Source organism: Enterobacter sp. E12, assembly GCF_014596715.2.
In the GTDB taxonomy this organism is placed as follows: Bacteria; Pseudomonadota; Gammaproteobacteria; order Enterobacterales; family Enterobacteriaceae; genus Enterobacter; species Enterobacter bugandensis.
The window spans coordinates 1,079,467-1,098,609 of the sequence record NZ_CP115601.1 but is presented as its reverse complement, the minus strand read 5'-3'; the positions used below and the strand labels follow the sequence as shown (position 1 = coordinate 1,098,609).

Here is a 19,143-nt window from a genome sequence, read left to right as displayed (position 1 = left end):
GGGAATAAACATTAAAAACGGCAACCGAAGTAGTAATGCCGATCAGTTAAGGATCGGTTGACCGATCCAGTGGCTGTGTAAGAATCCGGAAATGTTTACCCGTTTCCGGATTTTTTATGCACATTGGACAGGCTCTTGAGCTGGTATCACGTTACGATTCTCTGCGTAACCCTCTGACTTCTCTGGGCGACTATCTTGACCCGGAACTGATTTCCCGCTGCCTTGAAGAATCCGGCACCGTCACGTTACGCAAACGGCGCCTTCCTCTGGAAATGATGGTCTGGTGCATTATCGGTATGGCCCTTGAGCGTAAGGAGCCGCTTCATCAGATAGTTAACCGGCTGGATATCATGTTACCCGGCAACCGTCCGTTCGTTGCCCCCAGTGCCGTGATCCAGGCCCGTCAGCGGCTGGGAAGCGAAGCCGTCCGCCGCGTGTTCACGCAAACAGCGCAGCTCTGGCATAACGCCACACCGCATCCGCACTGGTGCGGCCTGACCCTGCTGGCCATCGATGGTGTGTTCTGGCGCACACCGGATACGCCGGAAAACGATAGCGCCTTTCCCCGCCAGACGCATGGCGGAAACCCGGCACTCTACCCGCAGGTAAAAATGGTCTGCCAGATGGAACTGACCAGCCATCTGCTGACGTCGATGACGGACGCCATGCGCTATCCCGGAGGAGAAATGGCAGACCTGTACAGCCATCGCTGGGAAATAGAGCTGGGGTACAGGGAGATAAAACAAACGATGCAACTGAGCAGGCTGACGCTGAGGAGTAAAAAGCCGGAGCTTGTGGAGCAGGAGTTATGGGGCGTGTTATTGGCGTATAATCTGGTGCGATATCAGATGATTAAAATGGCGGGCCATCTGAAAGGATACTGGCCGAATCAGCTGAGCTTCTCAGAATCATGCGGCATGGTCATGAGAATGCTGATGACGCTGCAGGGCGCTTCACCAGGGCGTATCCCGGAGCTGATGCGTGATCTTGAAAGCATGGCGCAACTGGTAAAGTTGCCGACAAGAAGGGAAAGGGCCTTCCCGAGGGTGGTAAAGGAAAGGCCCTGGAGATACTCCACAGCCCCGAAAAAAAGCCAGTCAGTTGCTTAACTGACTGGCATTACAACCGAAGTTGCCGTTTTGCTTTTTATTAGGCGTTATACGCATTCTCGCCGTGGCTGTTGACGTCCAGACCTTCGCGCTCCTGCTCTTCCGGTACGCGCAGCCCAACGGTCATATCCGCCAGCTTATAGCCAATGAAGGCGACAACGGCAGACCACACCACGGTGATAGCGATACTTTCCAGCTGCACCAGCACCTGATGAACCATGGTGACACCTTCTGCGTAGCCCACGCCACCCAGTGATTTCGCGGCGAAGATGCCGGTCATGATACAGCCGACGATGCCGCACACGCCGTGGACGCCGAACACATCGCAAGGGTCATCCACGCGCAGCACGCGTTTCAGTGCGGTGACGCCCCACAGACCTGCCAGACCCGCGACCAGTCCCACCAGCAGCGCACCACCGACACCCACATAGCCACACGCCGGGGTGATACCGACCAGACCGGCAATCGCCCCTGAACAGGCACCCAGCAGGGAAGGTTTACCGCGTACCGCCCACTCGCCGAATACCCAGGAGAGAATTGCACCCGCCGTCGCCACAACGGTGTTCACGAAGGCCAGCGCGGCGATTTCGTTTGCGGCACTTGCGGAGCCGGCGTTGAAGCCGAACCAGCCAAAGTAGAGGATAGCCGTACCGGTAAACACCATCGGCAGGTTATGCGGTTTGAACGCCTCTTTACCGAAGCCCACGCGTTTGCCAATCAGGTATGCGCCCACCAGACCCGCTACCGCGGCGTTGATATGTACAACAGTACCGCCCGCAAAGTCCAGCGCGCCGTGCGTTGCCAGCAGACCACCGCCCCAGACCATGTGCGCAATCGGCACATAGGAGAGGGTCAGCCAGACCACCACGAAGATCAGAACGGCAGAGAAACGGATGCGCTCCGCCAGCGCGCCCACAATCAGCCCGACGGTAATGCAGGCGAACGAGCCCTGGAACGCGACGTGGATGTACTGGTAGAAGCTGCCCATCAGCGCGGTCAGTTCAATATTTTTCAGCATTACCCAGTCGAAGTTACCAAAGAAGGCGTTGCCGGTACCGAAGGCCAGCGAGTAACCGTAAACCACCCACAGCACGCAGACCAGCGCGAACGTCACGGCAACCTGCGTCAGCATGGAGAGAACGTTTTTGCCGCGGATCAGGCCGCCGTAGAACAGCGCAATGCCCGGGATAGACATGAACAGCACCAGCGCGGTGCTGATCATCATAAAGGCGTTATCGGCTTTGTCTGCCACGGCAGGAGCAGCCAGCGCCAGGCCCGGCAGCAGTGCCAGCGAACCCAGACCCGTTTTAAGTGTTGCTATCTTCATTTTCTCGATCCCTATCACTGTGTGCCAGGCGTTATTTACAGTGCCGCTTCGTCAGATTCGCCGGTACGAATGCGAATGACGCGCTGCAGTTCGGCAACGAAAATTTTGCCGTCGCCAATTTTGCCGGTGTAGGCCGCTTTGCTAATCACATCAATCACTTCATCAAGCTGATCGTCAGCAATCGCGACATCAATTTTTACTTTTGGCAGAAAGTTAACGCTGTATTCCGCCCCGCGATAAAGCTCGGCATGACCCTTCTGACGACCAAAGCCTTTCACTTCGGTGACAGTCAGTCCCTGAATACCCATTGAGGACAATGCTTCACGCACGTCTTCCAGTTTGAATGGTTTGATTACCACCGTAACCAGCTTCATAGATCCCCTCCAGTCAGAATTCGGTAATGGCCTCAGCTCACGCAGAAGGTATTGCAAGGGGTGTGCCAGAAATGAAATGGAGGGAGAAAAGCGGTGCGACGAGCGTTATGCCGTCTTCCTTAACGAACCGGCGAAAAAAAAACGCACCATGTCGGTGCACGGTGCGTTTCAGTATTGCACCAACAGGAATGACTGTTAGCGCGTTGCTTTGTTTTGGTGCATCAGGCGCTGAACGACTCTTCCTCGCGCACGCTGGCCGCGAGCTCTTCACCCGCCAGTTGAAGCTGATACATCTGCCAGTAGCGCCCTTTGGCTTCCAGCAGTTTACGGTGCGTCCCGCGCTCCACGGCTTGTCCGCGATGCAGCACCAGAATGGTATCGGCATCGACAATGGTGGAAAGGCGATGGGCAATCACCACCAGCGTCGTATGGTCGCGTACCGCGGCCAGCGCCTGCTGGATGGCCTGCTCGGTGCCGGAGTCAATGCTGGCCGTCGCTTCATCCAGAATCAGCACCTGCGGGGTTTCAATCAGCACCCGCGCCAGCGCGAGAAGCTGCTTTTGCCCAACGGAGAGGTTGTTTCCCTGCTCGCCCAGCCGGGTATTAATCCCGTCGCTAAACCCGCGCGCAAGGTCTGCCAGCTGCACTTTTTCCAGCACCTCCCATACCTGCTCCTGAGAGTAGTCTCGCCCCAGGGTCACGTTGGCGTAGAAGGTATCGGCCAGGACGACCGGATCCTGCTGCACCATCGCGACGCCTTTACGCAACACGTTGTGGCTGAGAGACGCGAGCGGGCGTCCGTCGAGGCGGATTTCGCCTTGCGTGACCGGGTAGTAGCCCATCAACAGGCTGGCGAGCGTGCTCTTGCCGCTTCCCGTATGTCCCACCAGCGCCACGAAACCGCGCGACGGGACATCCAGCGTAATGTCCTGCAACACCAGCCGGTCTTCGCGATAGGCAAACGAGACGTTATCAAAGGCAATGGCGCCGCTTTGCAGAGGTCGCTCGTCATGACCGTAGGCCTGGCGCGGCCTGTCCATCAGCTCAAACACGCGCTCGCCGGCGACGACCGCCTGCTGCAGCATCGATTGCTGGGTCGTGAGCTCGATCAGCGGCTCGTTAAGGCGCCCCAGATAGCTAATAAAAGCGTACAGCACGCCCACTTCAATCGTACCGCTTGAGCTCAGGCCAAAGAGCATCAGTAAACCGCAAAGCACCAGCGCAGAGAAAAGGCTGAGCAGCGGACGCAGCAGGAAGCCGTCAAGGCGCAGCGTCTGCATACGCGCCATATAGTGCGATCGGCTGGCTTCGCCCATCCGCTCGCCAAAGCGCGCCTGCTGGCGGAACTGCTGGATGACGCTCATGCCGTTAATCACTTCGTTGAAGCCATCGTTAATGTCGGCCAGATAGGCGCGCACCCGACGCACGATTGGCGTGCTGTAGCGCTGGTAGATGATCATCACGATCAGCACCGCCGGGAAGATGGTAATCGCCACCAGCGCCATGCGCCAGTCGAGGCTGAACATCGCCACCAGCATCGCGCCGATCAGCGCCGCACTGCGTAACACCGTCGCGACCACGGTGACGTACAGGTCGCGGATCACTTCGGTATCGTTGGTCACGCGCGAAATCACCTGCCCGACCGGCTGGATATCAAACTCGCTGAGCGGCTGGCGAAGCGCCGCGTCCATTACATCCGTGCGCAGCTGCTGAACCACGCCCACGGCGGCACGGTTAAACAGCAGCGACTGCGCATAGTGCAGCCCTGCCGCCGCCAGCTGCAACCCAACGTAGGCCACGCCTAAGCCCGCCACCAGCCCCAGCGGCAGGTCGCTTTTGGCGACCATATTGTCGATGAAGTAGCTGATGAGCAGCGGCCCGCTCACCTCAGCAATCGCCGCTATCCAGAGTAAAAGCACGGCCACGGAGAGCGGTTTGCGCCACGGCGCGCCGTAGGCCAGCAGACGTTTGAGCGTCGGCCACATCGTTCCGAGCTTACGCATTGGTGGCCTCCTGATCCTGTTCCGGCGCATCGTCCAGCGCCGCCTCAAGCTGTTGATAGCGGTACATATCGCGATACCAGCCCGGCTGCTCGGCAAGCATTTCATGCTGCCCGCGCTGGGCAATGTGTCCGTGCTGTAAGACCAGAATTTCGCTGGCCTCGGTGAGCGCTGACAAACGGTGGGCGCTGATAATCACCGTGCGTCCGTCGCCCCACTGGCGCAGGTTATGCAGAATCTGATGCTCGGTACGACCATCCACGGCGGAGAGCGCATCATCCAGAATGAGGATTTCAGCATTCAGCAGCAGCGCGCGGGCAATCGAGATTCGCTGTTTCTGCCCGCCGGACAGCATGACGCCACGTTCCCCGACTTCCGTTTCGTAGCCCTGCGGCAGACGCAAAATATCGTCATGTACGCTGGCTAAGCGCGCCACGTGTTCGATCTCTTCCTGCGTCGCCGACGGGTGACCAAGCGCAATGTTATTCGCCACGGTGTCCGAAAATAAAAACGGCGTCTGGCTGACTACCGCCAGACGGCCACGCCACTCGTCCAGCAGCAGGTTCGCCAGGGGGATATCATGGAAACGGATATCGCCCTCGGTGACGTCAAAGTGGCGCTGAAGCAGAGAGAGCACGGTACTTTTTCCGGACCCCGTCGGGCCGCAGATGCCCAGCATCTGGCCCGGCCGCAGCGTAAAGCTAACGTTCTCCAGCACCGGATGTTCCGTTTGCGGATAGACAAATTTGCGAACGTCGACGTTCATAACACCGCGCCCTTCCGGCACCGCTTCGCTGCCGTCATTGACCACCGGCGCTTCGGCCAGCATGGCGCGGATGCGGCTGTAGGCGGCGCTGCCGCGCTCTACGATATTAAACATCCAGGCCAGCGCCAGCATCGGCCAGATCATCAGCCCCAGATACATCGCAAAGCTGGTCAATTGCCCCAGGGTCAATGTGCCCTGCACCACCATCCAGCTCCCGCCGCCAATCGCCAGCAGGTTTGCCATGCCGATTGCGACATAAATCGTTGGATCAAATCGCGCATCAATACGCGCGACGCGCATGTTTTTCGCCCCCGTGTCTGCCGCATCGGCCGCAAACAGCGCGGACTGCCGATCTTCGAGGCCAAACGCTTTGATCATGCGGATGCTGGTCATGCTCTCCTGGGTGCGATCGTTCAGAGAAGAAAACGCCGCCTGCGCCAGCTTGAAGCGCTCGTGCAGCTGTTCGCCGTAGCGATTGATCGCCAGCGCCATGATCGGCATCGGCAGCAGGGCGAGCAGGGTTAATTGCCAGCTGATCTGCGTGGACATGACGATCAGCACCGCACAGCCCATCACCAGCGAATCCACCAGCGTCAGCACCCCTTCCCCGGCGGCAAAGACCACGCGATCGACGTCGTTCGTCGCGCGGGCAATGAGATCCCCGGTGCGATGACGCAGATAAAATTCGGGATGCTGTCGGCTCAGCTGGCGGTAAAAATCTTCACGCAGCTCAACGGCCAGCTGATAGGACGCACCAAACAGCAGCACGCGCCAGACGTAGCGCAGGAGATAAACAATGACCGCCGTCAGCACCAGTGTGCCAACCCACATCAACACCCGTGCGGTGGTGTAATGCTGTTCAGTGACGCCATCCACGACGTAGCCCACCACCTTCGGCGGGATCAGCTGCAAAATGGCAATGATAATAAGCAGGGCGACTGCACCGAGGTAGCGTTGCCACTCCCGACGAAAGTACCAGCTTAATTGGGCAAATAATCGCACGCGGTTTGTTCCTGAAGGTATTTTACGAAGTTATTCAATGGGTAAGGCTGTGGTGTACTTAATCTGTTCCATGGCGAAGCTTGAGGTGACGTCCGACAAGCCCGGGACGCTGTTCACCAGCCGCTTGTAGAAATCATCATAGCGCTTCATGTCAGCCACCTGGACGCGCATCAGGTAATCGTACTCGCCGGCCATACGCCAGAAGCCGAGCACCTCGGGCATCTCAGACACCTGAGTGACGAAGCGGCAATACCACTCGCTGCTGTGGTGTTGGGTTTTTATCAGCACAAATGCCGTCAGCCCAAGCCCCAGTTTTTCGGGATCGAGTAATGCGACGCGCCCCAGAAGAATGCCGTCATCTTCCAGCTTTTTTAGGCGCTTCCAGCACGGTGTGGTGGTCAGATTAACGGCATCTGCCAGCGCCTGCAAAGAGAGGGTACAGTCACTTTGCAGCAATGAAAGGAGCTTGCGGTCAATTTTATCTAGCATACCCACCTCATAGAGAAAATTTTTCTCCCTTCATTCTATTTTAAAGGCCAGATAGCAACAATTTTTTCTGTGCTTTTCGCTATGCTGGGCACAAAATGACAAACGGATAACTACGATGAATAGCACCTGGGTTAAACATGCCATCAGCGAAATCAATGCCGACTACCAGCGCTCGGCGGATACCCACCTGATTCGCCTCCCCCTGCCGGGATTTGACGGTATTCAGCTCTACCTGAAGGATGAAAGCACCCATCCTACCGGTAGCCTGAAGCATCGCCTGGCGCGCTCTCTGTTTTTATACGGTTTGTGCAACGGCTGGATCAAAGAAGGCACGACCATTATTGAATCCTCATCCGGTTCAACGGCGGTGTCTGAAGCCTATTTCGCTCGTCTGCTGGGCCTGCCGTTTATCGCCGTGATGCCCTCCTGCACCGCAAAACGCAAAATCGAGCAGATCGAATTTTACGGCGGACGCTGCCATTTTGTGGAAAGCGCCTGCGAAATCTACGCCGCCTCTGAAATGCTCGCCCGCGAGCTAAACGGCCACTATATGGACCAGTTCACCTTTGCCGAGCGCGCAACGGACTGGCGCGGCAATAACAACATTGCCGACAGTATTTTCCGCCAGATGACCCACGAACCGCATCCGGTTCCGTCGTACATTGTGATGAGCGCCGGTACGGGCGGCACGTCAGCCACTATCGGACGCTACATTCGCTGTCAGGGCTACGATACCCAGTTGATGGTGGTTGACCCCCAGAACTCCGTGTTCCTCGACTACTGGCAAAGCCGCGATGCCGGCCTGCGCAGTCCGGTGGGCAGTAAAATTGAAGGAATTGGCCGCCCGCGCGTGGAACCGTCGTTCATTCCTGACGTTGTCGACGAAATGCTCCGCGTGCCGGACGCCGCCAGCGTCGCCACCGCGCACTGGCTGGAGACGCAGCTCGGCCGCAAGGTGGGCGCATCAACGGGCACCAACATGTGGGGCGCACTGCAGCTTGCGGCACGCATGCGCGAGGAAGGCCGTACCGGCTCCATCGTCACGCTGCTGTGCGACAGCGGCGAGCGCTACCTTGAGACCTACTACAATGCGGAGTGGGTACAGGCCAACATCGGCGACATCACCCCGTGGAAAGCGCAGATTGCGCAGCTGCTGGAATAAAAAAAAGCCAGACCGAAGTCTGGCTTGCTGGAAGGGTCTCACTATTCGGGGGAATATGGGAGGTTGTTGTTGTCCAGCCAATGCGTCAAAAAATGGGACACCGCTTCGTTGCCGCAGTGTCCGATAACCGGTAGATGAGGAAGCTCTGCGATCAGTTGCGGCATCGCATTCCCCATAATCAGGCCGCGCCCCACGCTGCCCAGCATTTCACGGTCATTCATGGCGTCGCCAAACGCCATACACTCCTGCAGCGTTAAGCCCAGGTGGTCGCTGAGCACCGCCAGGGCTGAACCTTTGTTACAGCCCACCGGCAGGACTTCAAGACAATCCACCGCCGAGAAGGTCAGGTGCGCCCGGTCGCCCAGCGCCTCATTTAATTGAATGCGTAAGCGGCAAAGATCGTCGTGATCGCCACAGAAGCAAATCTTGGTCACCGCGTGGGCAGGGATCCGGCGCAGATCGATAAGCTGGTATTTGAAGCCGCTATAAACATGCGCGTGCAACAATTCGGGGATTTCGCTTCCGGTAAACCAGCCTTGATCGTTGAATACGTGGATACTGGCCTGCGTGTCCCACGTGCTGTGCAGAACAATATCCGCCACTTCCGGGTTGAGATCCTGGCGGTGCAGCACCTCTCCTTCAACGGTGTGAATGCGCGTTCCGTTACCCGTGATTAAAAACGCATCCAGGGAAAACGTGCCCAGCAGATGACGCATCTCCAGCACGTGGCGGCCAGTGGCAAACGTCAGGGTGACATCACGCTCGCGCAGACGCTTCAGGGTACTCAGCGTTTTCTCCCCCAGACGGTGATCCGGCATTAACAACGTACCGTCCATATCAAATGCAGCGAGGCGGGCCATGATTACTCCTGAAATGTGATGCGATTAACTTGTGCATCAGTATCGTGTGAGATATACGGAAGTAATAGTGAATAGATGAAAATTATTGTTCCGGGTTTCTTATGCGCCAGCTTAACCGTCTTAACCAGTATCAACGCCTGTGGCAACCTTCCGCTGGCGCTCCACAGCAGGTCACCATAAGTGAGCTTGCCAGCCGCTGTTTTTGTAGCGAGCGGCATGTCCGCACCCTGCTGCGTCAGGCTCAGGAGGCGGGCTGGCTCAGCTGGCACGCGCGGTCTGGTCGCGGCAAGCGCGGTGAGCTGACGTTCCATGCCAGCCCGGAGTCACTGCGCAATGCGATGATGGAAGAGGCGCTGAAGAGCGGGCAGCAGCATAACGCGCTGGAGCTGGCCCAGCTTGCTCCTGAAGCACTGAGATCGTTGTTGCGTCCGTTTTTAGGCGGACAGTGGCAAAACGACACGCCGACGCTGCGCATCCCCTACTATCGCTCGCTGGAGCCGCTTCAGCCGGGCTTTTTGCCTGGCCGGGCGGAGCAGCATCTGGCGGGACAGGTATTTTCAGGCTTGACGCGTTTTAACGGTAACAGCAGTGAACCCACGGGCGATCTCGCGCATCACTGGGAGGTCTCTGCTGACGGGCTGCGCTGGCATTTCTACATTCGCTCCACCCTGCACTGGCATAACGGCGATAAAATAGAAACGGCGCAGCTCCAGCGAAGCCTGACGGCACTGTTGACGCTTCCCGCCCTGCGCACCCTGTTCAGGAGCGTTTTACGTCTCGAAACAACGCATCCACAGTGTCTGACATTTATGCTGCATCAACCGGACTATTGGCTGGCGCACAGGCTGGCAACCTACTGCAGCCGTCTGGCGCATCCCGACTATCCTGAACTTGGCTGCGGCCCCTTCCGGCTGGCCGCCTTTGAGCCCGACCTGGTTCGTCTGGAAAGCCATGAGCAATACCACCTGAGCCATCCGCTGCTCAAAGCCATCGAATACTGGATCACCCCCCAGCTGTTTGATTACAGGCTGGGCACCAGCTGTCGTCACCCGGTGCAAATCGCGATTGGCGAGGCCGATGAGCTTGAAACCCTGAGGCTGGTCAGCAGCAGCACCAGCCTGGGCTTCTGTTACCTCACGCTGAAACAGAGCGCGCGTCTGAGTGAGATCCAGGCGAAGCGGCTTATCAATATCATCCATCTCTCCAGGCTTCTGCACACGCTTCCGCTCAACGAAGGACTCATTACGCCCACCGAGGAACTGCTTCCCGGCTGGACAATCCCCGAATGGCCTGACTTAACGGACGTTGCCCTGCCTGAGGCGCTGACGCTGGTTTACCATCTTCCCGTTGAGCTTCACACCATGGCCAGCCAGTTAAAGGCGTACCTGGCGCGACAGGGTTGTGACCTGACCGTCATCTTCCACGACGCCAAGACGTGGGACGGATGCCAGCAGCTTGCCGATGCAGACATCATGATGGGGGACAGGCTGATTGGCGAAGCGCCAGCGTATACGCTTGAGCAGTGGCTGCGCTGCGATGCCCTGTGGCCGCACGTGTTAAGCGCACCGGCCTACGCCCATCTGCAAGCCACGCTGGATGCGGTGCAGTCTCAGGCCGAAGCTCGGGACCGACACGCCGGTCTGCAAGCCATTTTCAACCGCCTGATGGAGAATGCGGTGCTGACGCCGCTTTTTAACTATCAATATCAAATCAGCGCCCCGCCGGGAGTCAACGGCATACGCCTCAACACCCGCGGCTGGTTTGATTTTACCGAAGCCTGGCTTCCCGCCCCCAAATCGTGAAGAAGCTGGTCGCCGCCGTAGCCAGACGGTAACATAACGTTTTTACCGTAACAGTCGAGATGATTTATGAAACGTGCCGTCGTCGTGTTCAGCGGAGGACAAGACTCTACAACCTGCCTGGTTCAGGCCCTTCATCAGTATGATGAAGTTCACTGTGTGACTTTCGATTATGGCCAGCGTCACCGCGCTGAAATCGACGTTGCCCGTGAACTGGCCCTTAAACTGGGGGCACGCGCGCACAAGGTGCTGGACGTTACGCTGTTAAATGAACTGGCCGTCAGCAGCCTCACCCGGGACAGTATTCCTGTACCGGACTACGAACCCGATGCCAGCGGCATTCCGAACACGTTTGTGCCGGGGCGTAATATTCTGTTCCTGACCCTGACGGCGATTTATGCCTATCAGGTAAAAGCCGAAGCGGTAATTACGGGCGTATGCGAGACCGACTTCTCAGGATACCCGGACTGCCGCGATGAGTTTGTCAAAGCGCTCAACCACGCCGTCAATCTGGGGATGGCGAAAGAGACGCGCTTTGAAACCCCGCTCATGTGGCTGGATAAAGCCGAAACCTGGGCGCTGGCCGACTACTGGGGCAAGCTGGATTTGGTTCGCAGCGAAACCCTCACCTGCTATAACGGCATCAAAGGCGACGGTTGCGGCCAGTGCGCCGCCTGTAATCTGCGCGCTAACGGGCTTAACCATTACCTGGCTGATAAAGTCGGCGTGATGGCGGCAATGAAGCAAAAGACCGGACTTAAATAGCGTTTTTTGACCGTGCTGTCGCAAAACAGGTGTCGACAGCACGAGTGCGCCTTAATATGTCTTATACGATCATCAACTCCAGCTTTTCCCGCAATTCCCCTTCCAGCGGCAGCGCTTTCTGAGTTTTCAGATCGATACAGACAAAGGTGATCAGTGCATCAGCCACCACCTGCCCTTCTGGATCGAGCGTCACCACCTGGCTTAACACGCCGCTCTTGCCGTTTAGCTGTTGTACCTGGCTGGTCACGGTGAGCACATCGCCCAGCACGGCCGGACGGCGATAGTTAATGTTGATATTGACGACCACGAACGCGATGTTGTGCGCGGTCAGCCACTGAAAGCTTTCGCTGTTTTCCAGCCCGTCCCAGCGCGCTTCTTCAAGAAACTCGAGATAGCGAGCGTTATTGACGTGCTGATAAACATCAAGATGGAAACCGCGTACTTTGATTTTTGTCTGCATAGCGCAATAGCCTTTCATTGTTATAGGATCAGAGGTCATAACTGGTATGACCTCTTTATCCTGGCAAACTTTTGCCGCAGTGCAAGAAATTGCGTTATTACAGTGTCAGGTGTGAGAGGTTGCGCTCAACCAGCGCGCTGCCCATGCCCGGAACCTGTTTGAGATCGTCGACCGTTTTGAATGGGCCGTACTCTTCACGATAGCTGACGATAGCCTGCGCTTTTTTCAGGCCCACGCCATTCATTGCACGGGCGAGATCCTCTGCCGAGGCCGAGTTAATGCTGACCCGCGTACCGTCATCATCCGCATTTTTACCGACGTCAGCCGCTTTGGTCTGCCCTTGTACCGGCGCGGCCGCGTCAGACTTGCTCTGCGTAGCCTGTGGTTTGGCGGCGGTCGCCGCCGCCTGCGCGCCCGCGCTCATCCCGGTGGTGGCAATAGCCAGCGTAATTAACAGTGCTTTGATTCCACATTTCATGCTGTTATCTCCTTGTTTGTTGACAGCCACGCAACGATAGCCGCCTGCGAAAACAGGCACAAACAGCAGATTGCAGAAATGGAAAAGGCCGCGAAAGCGGCCTCTAGTTTTTGCAGAGCGTTACGAAAATCTGCGAGCAGACACGTAATTACTGCTGCTGGGTCATGACATCGCCCAGCTTGATTTTGGCGTCTTTACGCAGGTTGCTCATCATGGCTTCGAAAGCAATCTGAGCATTGTTCTGAGTAATGCCCTGAACCATCGCCTTCTTCTGCGCTTCTGGCAGAGTGCCGGCTTTCACGTCGTCCAGCGCCAGCAGAACAACGTTACCCTGCATATCGGTGGTGGTACCGAAGCTTGGCTTGTCTTTTGCCGGCAGCGTCAGGCTAAACGCGGCCTGACTGATTGGGTCCTGACCGGTGCGGCTAAGCGTTTTTGCCTCACCGAAGCTCAGACCTGCCGCTTTCAGCGCGTCCTGTTTACCCGCTTTCAGATCGGCCAGAATCTTCTCAGCGTCCAGTTTAGCCTGCTGTTCTGCTTTGTTATGCTTAACCTGAGCGACGACCTGATCCTTCACTTCCGCCAGCGGTTTGACCGCTTCTGGCTTGTGCTCGCTGACGCGCAGAACAAAGGCGCGATCGCCGTCAACGGTAATGATGTCAGAGTTGCTGCCCGGCGTGCCGTTCTCGCCCACCAGACCACCGTTAAAGATGGCATCAGAAACCGGTTTGAAGTTCAGCTCTTCCGGCAGGTTGTCGCGACCAAACCAGCCGGTCTCAACCGCTTTCACACCCGCCGCCTGCTCTGCACCTGCCAGAGATTCGTTGTCGTTGCTGGCAGCATCGCTCACCTTCTGCTGCAACGCGTAGTAGGCATCCAGGGCTTTTTCCTGTTTCACTTTCGCGGCAATATCATCACGAACCTCAGCCAGCGGCTTGGTTTTCGCCGGGGTGATGTCGTCCAGACGCACGACCAGGAAACCAACGGATGATTTAATCACACCAGACAGCTGGCCTTTCTCTTTCAGGCCGGCATTTTTCAGCTCGTCGGGCGTGGTTGCGTCTTCCAGCCAGCCCATATCACCGCCGTTTTTCGCAGAGATAATGTCGGTGGATTTCGCTTTCGCAAGGGTGGCGAAATCAGCGCCTTTGTTCAGCTCATCCAGTACCGCCTTAGCATCTGCTTCAGTTTTGGTCTGAATCACGCTGTAGCGGTTACGCTGCGGCTGAGTGAACTGATCCTGATGCTGGTCGTAGTAAGACTGGATCTCGGCATCAGACGCGGTTTCCTGCAGCGCAGCTGCATCCAGCTTAATGTAGCTGACGCGGAACTGCTCCGGAGAAACAAAGGCGTTTTTATTCTGCTCGTAGTAAGCATTAACGTCTGCGTCGCTCACCTGCTGTTTCGCCGCCAGGGCGTTCACATCAATGGTCGCTTCACGGACCACGCGCTGCTGGGCCACCAGCGCGGCCAGTTCGTCGGTTTCACCTTTAAGCATGAAATCGGTACCCACGACAGCGTTAATGAGCTGCTGGGTTGTCAGCTGGTTACGCAGCGCCTGCGCGTACTGATCCGCCGTCATGCCCATCTGGTTAACGATACTGTTGTAACGCGCGTTGTCGAATTTACCGTTAGACTGGAATGCCTGAGTGGCGAAGATCGCTTTTTTGACCTGCTCGTCGCTGATGCCAAGGCCCAGCTTTTTGGCATACTGATCCAGCAGCGCTTCGTCGATAAGACGGTTCAGTGTCTGTTGGCGCAGGGTTTTCATGTACCCTTCATTCGCCGCCAGTTCAGAGAATTGGTCGCCCAGCTGTTGCTGCATACGGTTACGCTCACCGGCAAAAGCATTCTCGAACTGACCACGGCTGATTTCCTGGCCATTCACTTTTGCGGCATAGTTCGCGCCACCGCCAATAAGGTAACTGCTCACGCCGGTCAATATGAACGACACGATAATGATACCGAAAATAATCTTGAGCACGAGACTGTTAGCAGCCGTGCGTAAGCTGTCCATCATGGTGTAACAACACTCCGCTGTAGGTGACTGGTTACCTGACGCTGACGGAAAATCCTGCCCGTCGCGCGTGAAGGCGTATTGTGACAAGAAAACGGGGCGATTGTCAGCCCACAACTCGCATAAACTCGCACAAATCAGGTCTGGACAAACAAAAAAGGCACATCAAACGATGCGCCCTTGTACTATCCGGCTTCCCTGAAACGGGAAAGCAATCAGTTTACTGCGTCTTTCAGCGCTTTACCTGCACGGAAACCCGGCACTTTAGCAGCAGCAATGGTGATCTCTTTACCGGTCTGAGGGTTGCGGCCAGTACGGGCAGCACGCTCTTTAACAGCAAAAGTACCGAAGCCTACCAGTGCAACGTCGTCCCCAGCCTGCAGAGATTCAGTAACAGAAGCAATTAATGCATCTAACGCACGTCCAGCTGCAGCTTTAGAAATATCAGCACCAGCAGCAATTTTGTCAATCAGTTGAGATTTATTCACTGTTCTCTTCCTCTCTTTATAATTTATATCGCGCCTGAGTCCTTCACAACGCGACCGCGCAGCAGTTATATCAGGCCTGCCATGACCTTACAACACCCGTTGTTGATGGCTGACCTAATCAGCAATCTAAATTAGCTATACAAAAAAAGGCTGGCAAGTGCGAAATGACTTACCAGCCTTGTTTTTATTGACGCTCTTTGCGCGAGGTCACTATTTTGCGGTTACAACCTGCATTCCGGAGGGTTCATTCTGCAGTGCGAGACTGAGAACTTCCTCAATTCGCTTAACAGGATGGATCTGCAGATCGGCAATCACGTTGTCCGGAATCTCCTCCAGATCGCGTTTATTTTCGTACGGGATCAATACGGTTTTGATCCCACCGCGGTGTGCCGCCAGCAGTTTTTCTTTTAACCCGCCGATTGGCAGGACCTGACCGCGCAGGGTGATTTCACCGGTCATTGCCACATCGGCACGTACCGGGTTGCCCGTCAGACAGGAAACCAGAGCGGTACACATGGCAATACCCGCGCTTGGGCCATCTTTCGGCGTCGCCCCTTCAGGAACGTGAACGTGAATGTCGCGTTTTTCGTAGAAATCCGGGTTGATACCCAGTTTTTCCGCGCGCGCGCGCACCACGGTCAGCGCAGCCTGAATGGACTCCTGCATCACTTCACCCAGCGAGCCGGTGTAGGTCAGCTTGCCTTTGCCCGGCACACAGGCGGTTTCGATGGTCAGCAGATCGCCGCCCACTTCCGTCCATGCCAGACCGGTCACCTGACCCACGCGGTTTTCGTTATCCGCGCGGCCATAGTCGAAGCGCTGAACGCCCAGGTAGGCATGCAGATTGTCACCATTAATCACGATGTGCTTCAGGCTCTTATCCAGCAGCAGCTGTTTTACCGCCTTACGGCACAGCTTAGATATTTCGCGCTCAAGGCTACGCACGCCCGCTTCACGGGTGTAGTAGCGAATGATGCCGATAATCGCGCTGTCCTCGACGGTCAGCTCGTTGGCTTTCAGCGCGTTACGCTCAATCTGCTTCGGCAGCAGGTGCTGTTTAGCAATGTTCAGCTTTTCGTCTTCGGTATAACCGGAGAGGCGGATCACTTCCATACGGTCCAGCAGCGGTGCCGGTATGTTCATGGAGTTAGAGGTCGCCACGAACATTACATCGCTGAGGTCGTAGTCCACTTCCAGATAGTGATCGCTGAACGCCACGTTCTGTTCTGGATCAAGCACTTCCAGCAGAGCAGACGCCGGGTCGCCGCGCATGTCCGACGACATTTTGTCGATCTCATCAAGCAGGAACAGCGGGTTTTTAACGCCCACTTTCGCCATTTTCTGGATCAGTTTACCCGGCATAGAACCGATGTAGGTACGGCGGTGACCACGGATTTCCGCTTCATCACGCACGCCGCCCAGCGCCATACGGATGTACTTACGTCCGGTCGCTTTGGCGATGGACTGGCCCAGAGAGGTTTTACCCACCCCCGGCGGTCCGACCAGGCACAGAATTGGGCCTTTAATTTTGTTTACACGGCTCTGTACCGCGAGGTACTCAAGGATGCGGTCTTTCACACGTTCCAGGCCGTAGTGGTCAGTATCGAGGATCTCCTGGGCCTGACGCAGGTCTTTCTTGACCTTGCTGCGGGCGTTCCACGGAACCTGCACCATCCACTCAATGTAGCCGCGCACGACGGTTGCTTCAGCCGACATCGGAGACATCATTTTCAGCTTCTGCAGTTCTGCTTCAGCTTTCTCTTTCGCCTCTTTCGGCATCTTCGCCGCGTCGATCTTACGCTTCAGCGCTTCGTTTTCGTCCGGTGCGTCGTCCATCTCGCCCAGCTCTTTCTGAATGGCCTTCATTTGCTCATTCAGATAGTACTCACGCTGAGATTTTTCCATCTGCTTTTTCACGCGGTTACGAATGCGCTTCTCAACCTGCAGCAGATCGATTTCAGACTCCATCATCGCCATCAGGTATTCCAGACGTTCGTTAACGTCGGACATCTCCAGCACGGACTGTTTGTCAGCCAGCTTCAGCGGCATGTGTGCAGCGATGGTGTCCGCCAGACGCGCAGGATCGTCGATGCTGTTCAGCGACGTCAGCACTTCTGGTGGGATTTTCTTGTTCAGCTTGATATAGCCTTCGAACTGGCTAATCGCGGTACGTACCAGCACTTCCTGCTCGCGCTCATCAAGTTCAGGCGAATCAAGGTACTCTGCCTTGGCAGAGAAGTGTTCGCCATCATCTGACAGCGTGGTAATACGCGCACGCTGTAAGCCTTCGACCAGCACCTTCACGGTGCCGTCCGGCAGCTTCAGCATTTGTAAAATAGAGGCCACGGTCCCGACGGTGAAAAGATCGTTTACACCCGGCTCATCCGTTGATGCTTCTTTCTGGGCCACCAGCATGATTTTTTTATCATGATCCATGGCGGCTTCGAGGCAACGGATAGATTTTTCCCGCCCTACAAATAAGGGTATGACCATGTGCGGATAAACCACCACATCGCGCAACGGCAATACGGGGATTTCAATGCGTTCAGAACGCTCAGGATTCATAGAGCTCTCTCTTAGTTTAGTGTCCGCCAGGTAAGCTGGTCATGTCACAGTGCTTCACATAACCATTAACATGTATCCAGTATATGGGGATGTTTCCCACACATTCAACGCTATGAATACGGAAAAAGTAAAGGGGAGATAAAATCCCCCCTTTTTGATTAACTGCTTGTATGATTTGGTGAATTATTCGCCAGATGCCTGCTGGGCTTCCGGTTTACCGTAAATCAGTAGCGGCTTGGATTGGCCGCCGATCACGGACTCGTCGATAACCACTTTTTCGACGTCTTCCATCGACGGCAGATCGTACATGGTGTCGAGCAATGCAGCTTCAACGATAGAGCGCAAACCACGCGCACCGGTTTTACGGGCCATCGCTTTCTTGGCAATCGCATCCAGCGCTTCGTCACGGAATTCCAGCTCAACGCCTTCCAGATTGAACAGCGCCTGATACTGCTTGGTCAGCGCATTTTTCGGCTCTTTCAGGATCTGAATCAGCGCGTCTTCGCTCAGCTCATTCAGCGTTGCCACAACCGGCAGACGGCCAATGAATTCAGGGATCAGACCAAATTTGATCAGATCTTCAGGCTCAACCTGCGAAAGCAGTTCACCTTCGTTGGCTTTCTCGGACTTCGCCTTCACCGTTGCGCCAAAACCGATGCCGGAGCCGGTTTCAACACGGTGGGAAATGACTTTATCCAGACCAGCAAACGCGCCGCCGCAAATAAACAGGATCTTGGAGGTATCGACCTGCAGGAACTCCTGCTGCGGATGTTTGCGTCCACCCTGCGGCGGAACGGCCGCAACCGTACCTTCGATCAGCTTCAGCAGGGCCTGCTGCACGCCTTCACCCGACACGTCACGGGTGATGGACGGGTTGTCTGATTTACGGGAGATCTTGTCGATCTCATCAATATAAACAATCCCGCGCTGTGCTTTCTGAACGTCGTAATCGCACTTCTGCAGCAGCTTCTGAATGATGTTCTCAACGTCTTCACCCACATAACCGGCTTCGGTCAGGGTGGTGGCATCCGCCATGGTAAACGGAACATCCAGCAGGCGCGCCAGGGTTTCCGCCAGCAGCGTTTTACCGGAGCCGGTTGGCCCGATCAGCAGAATGTTACTTTTGCCCAGTTCTACGCCATTGCTGGTGTCGCCGTTACGCAGACGTTTGTAGTGGTTGTATACTGCCACCGCCAGCACTTTCTTGGCCTGCTCCTGACCGATGACATAGTCGTCAAGGTGATGACGAATCTCATGCGGCGTTGGCAATGCGCTACGCTCACGGTGCGGCGCAACTTCTTTAATCTCTTCGCGAATGATGTCGTTACATAAATCGACGCATTCGTCGCAGATATACACGGACGGCCCGGCAATCAGTTTACGCACTTCATGCTGGCTTTTGCCGCAAAAAGAGCAGTACAGCAGTTTGCCCGAACCATCTTTGCGTTTATCTGTCATGAGTCCAAACCTCTTTTTAAGTTC

At 56.2% G+C, this 19,143-nt stretch carries 16 protein-coding genes; 4 read left to right on the top strand and 12 right to left on the bottom strand.

The genetic code is table 11. The features are described 5' to 3' along the window. The first annotated feature begins 116 nt into the window (after nucleotides 1-116). Nucleotides 117-1,109, top strand: a complete 993-nt coding sequence (locus IB212_RS05180) for an IS4 family transposase (RefSeq protein WP_409033781.1) — start codon at nucleotides 117-119, stop codon at nucleotides 1,107-1,109. A gap of 40 nt (nucleotides 1,110-1,149) precedes the next feature. Here the strand turns inward: IB212_RS05180 and amtB are convergent, their stop codons facing one another. The 5 genes from amtB to IB212_RS05155 form a co-directional block, all read right to left on the bottom strand. Beyond that, nucleotides 1,150-2,436 (bottom strand): ammonium transporter AmtB, encoded by a 1,287-nt coding sequence (gene amtB, locus IB212_RS05175; protein WP_014882787.1) that lies wholly within the window; start codon nucleotides 2,434-2,436, stop codon nucleotides 1,150-1,152. Nucleotides 2,437-2,471: 35 nt separating this feature from the next. Then, entirely contained in the window at nucleotides 2,472-2,810 is a 339-nt protein-coding gene (gene glnK / locus IB212_RS05170; protein ID WP_008503304.1) for a P-II family nitrogen regulator, read from the bottom strand. Between the two features lie 221 nt (nucleotides 2,811-3,031). Then, nucleotides 3,032-4,813: a SmdB family multidrug efflux ABC transporter permease/ATP-binding protein gene (locus IB212_RS05165; protein ID WP_188245855.1), complete on the bottom strand. Its 1,782-nt coding sequence runs from the start codon at nucleotides 4,811-4,813 to the stop codon at nucleotides 3,032-3,034. Continuing rightward, nucleotides 4,806-6,578, bottom strand: a complete 1,773-nt coding sequence (locus IB212_RS05160; protein WP_188245854.1) for a SmdA family multidrug ABC transporter permease/ATP-binding protein — start codon at nucleotides 6,576-6,578, stop codon at nucleotides 4,806-4,808. The genes IB212_RS05165 and IB212_RS05160 overlap by 8 nt, the downstream gene beginning before the upstream one ends. A 30-nt stretch (nucleotides 6,579-6,608) precedes the next feature. Then, nucleotides 6,609-7,067, bottom strand: a complete 459-nt coding sequence (locus IB212_RS05155) for an Lrp/AsnC family transcriptional regulator (protein WP_008503307.1) — start codon at nucleotides 7,065-7,067, stop codon at nucleotides 6,609-6,611. Nucleotides 7,068-7,182: 115 nt separating this feature from the next. Between IB212_RS05155 and IB212_RS05150 the strand changes: the two genes are divergently transcribed. Then, nucleotides 7,183-8,229, top strand: a complete 1,047-nt coding sequence (locus IB212_RS05150) for a PLP-dependent cysteine synthase family protein (RefSeq protein ID WP_041911077.1) — start codon at nucleotides 7,183-7,185, stop codon at nucleotides 8,227-8,229. A gap of 41 nt (nucleotides 8,230-8,270) precedes the next feature. On the opposite strand, the gene cof is transcribed toward IB212_RS05150, so the two are convergent. Then, entirely contained in the window at nucleotides 8,271-9,089 is an 819-nt protein-coding gene (cof, locus tag IB212_RS05145) for an HMP-PP phosphatase (protein WP_028012168.1), read from the bottom strand. Nucleotides 9,090-9,190: 101 nt separating this feature from the next. Here cof and IB212_RS05140 point away from each other — a divergent pair, with 101 nt between their 5' ends. Next, entirely contained in the window at nucleotides 9,191-10,891 is a 1,701-nt protein-coding gene (locus IB212_RS05140; RefSeq protein WP_041911078.1) for an SgrR family transcriptional regulator, read from the top strand. A gap of 66 nt (nucleotides 10,892-10,957) precedes the next feature. Continuing rightward, nucleotides 10,958-11,653 (top strand): 7-cyano-7-deazaguanine synthase QueC, encoded by a 696-nt coding sequence (queC, locus tag IB212_RS05135; protein WP_023332238.1) that lies wholly within the window; start codon nucleotides 10,958-10,960, stop codon nucleotides 11,651-11,653. Nucleotides 11,654-11,714: 61 nt separating this feature from the next. Here the strand turns inward: queC and IB212_RS05130 are convergent, their stop codons facing one another. The 6 genes from IB212_RS05130 to clpX form a co-directional block, all read right to left on the bottom strand. Continuing rightward, nucleotides 11,715-12,113, bottom strand: a complete 399-nt coding sequence (locus IB212_RS05130; protein ID WP_014830880.1) for a YbgC/FadM family acyl-CoA thioesterase — start codon at nucleotides 12,111-12,113, stop codon at nucleotides 11,715-11,717. Between the two features lie 97 nt (nucleotides 12,114-12,210). Continuing rightward, nucleotides 12,211-12,591, bottom strand: a complete 381-nt coding sequence (locus IB212_RS05125) for a helix-hairpin-helix domain-containing protein (protein WP_041911079.1) — start codon at nucleotides 12,589-12,591, stop codon at nucleotides 12,211-12,213. Between the two features lie 148 nt (nucleotides 12,592-12,739). After that, nucleotides 12,740-14,611, bottom strand: coding sequence for a peptidylprolyl isomerase (gene ppiD / locus IB212_RS05120; protein ID WP_041911080.1), 1,872 nt, complete (start codon nucleotides 14,609-14,611; stop codon nucleotides 12,740-12,742). A 212-nt stretch (nucleotides 14,612-14,823) separates the two neighbouring features. Then, nucleotides 14,824-15,096 carry a nucleoid-associated protein HU-beta gene (gene hupB / locus IB212_RS05115; protein WP_002444653.1) on the bottom strand — a complete coding sequence of 91 codons (273 nt, stop codon included), beginning with the start codon at nucleotides 15,094-15,096 and terminating at the stop codon, nucleotides 14,824-14,826. 210 nt (nucleotides 15,097-15,306) lie between these two features. Next, on the bottom strand, nucleotides 15,307-17,661 hold the full coding sequence (gene lon, locus IB212_RS05110) for an endopeptidase La (RefSeq protein WP_023334706.1): 2,355 nt from the start codon (nucleotides 17,659-17,661) through the stop codon (nucleotides 15,307-15,309). Between the two features lie 183 nt (nucleotides 17,662-17,844). Continuing rightward, nucleotides 17,845-19,119, bottom strand: coding sequence for an ATP-dependent protease ATP-binding subunit ClpX (gene clpX, locus IB212_RS05105; RefSeq protein ID WP_028012161.1), 1,275 nt, complete (start codon nucleotides 19,117-19,119; stop codon nucleotides 17,845-17,847). Between the last annotated feature and the right edge of the window lie 24 nt (nucleotides 19,120-19,143).

Coding starts and splice junctions, on each gene's coding strand:
- IB212_RS05130 (WP_014830880.1), bottom strand. CDS start 12,113: ATGCAGACAAAAATCAAAGTACGCGGTTTCCATCTTGATGTTTATCAG.
- amtB (WP_014882787.1), bottom strand. CDS start 2,436: ATGAAGATAGCAACACTTAAAACGGGTCTGGGTTCGCTGGCACTGCTG.
- ppiD (WP_041911080.1), bottom strand. CDS start 14,611: ATGATGGACAGCTTACGCACGGCTGCTAACAGTCTCGTGCTCAAGATT.
- IB212_RS05165 (WP_188245855.1), bottom strand. CDS start 4,813: ATGCGTAAGCTCGGAACGATGTGGCCGACGCTCAAACGTCTGCTGGCC.
- cof (WP_028012168.1), bottom strand. CDS start 9,089: ATGGCCCGCCTCGCTGCATTTGATATGGACGGTACGTTGTTAATGCCG.
- IB212_RS05140 (WP_041911078.1), top strand. CDS start 9,191: ATGCGCCAGCTTAACCGTCTTAACCAGTATCAACGCCTGTGGCAACCT.
- glnK (WP_008503304.1), bottom strand. CDS start 2,810: ATGAAGCTGGTTACGGTGGTAATCAAACCATTCAAACTGGAAGACGTG.
- clpX (WP_028012161.1), bottom strand. CDS start 19,119: ATGACAGATAAACGCAAAGATGGTTCGGGCAAACTGCTGTACTGCTCT.
- IB212_RS05150 (WP_041911077.1), top strand. CDS start 7,183: ATGAATAGCACCTGGGTTAAACATGCCATCAGCGAAATCAATGCCGAC.
- queC (WP_023332238.1), top strand. CDS start 10,958: ATGAAACGTGCCGTCGTCGTGTTCAGCGGAGGACAAGACTCTACAACC.
- IB212_RS05125 (WP_041911079.1), bottom strand. CDS start 12,591: ATGAAATGTGGAATCAAAGCACTGTTAATTACGCTGGCTATTGCCACC.
- lon (WP_023334706.1), bottom strand. CDS start 17,661: ATGAATCCTGAGCGTTCTGAACGCATTGAAATCCCCGTATTGCCGTTG.
- IB212_RS05155 (WP_008503307.1), bottom strand. CDS start 7,067: ATGCTAGATAAAATTGACCGCAAGCTCCTTTCATTGCTGCAAAGTGAC.
- IB212_RS05180 (WP_409033781.1), top strand. CDS start 117: ATGCACATTGGACAGGCTCTTGAGCTGGTATCACGTTACGATTCTCTG.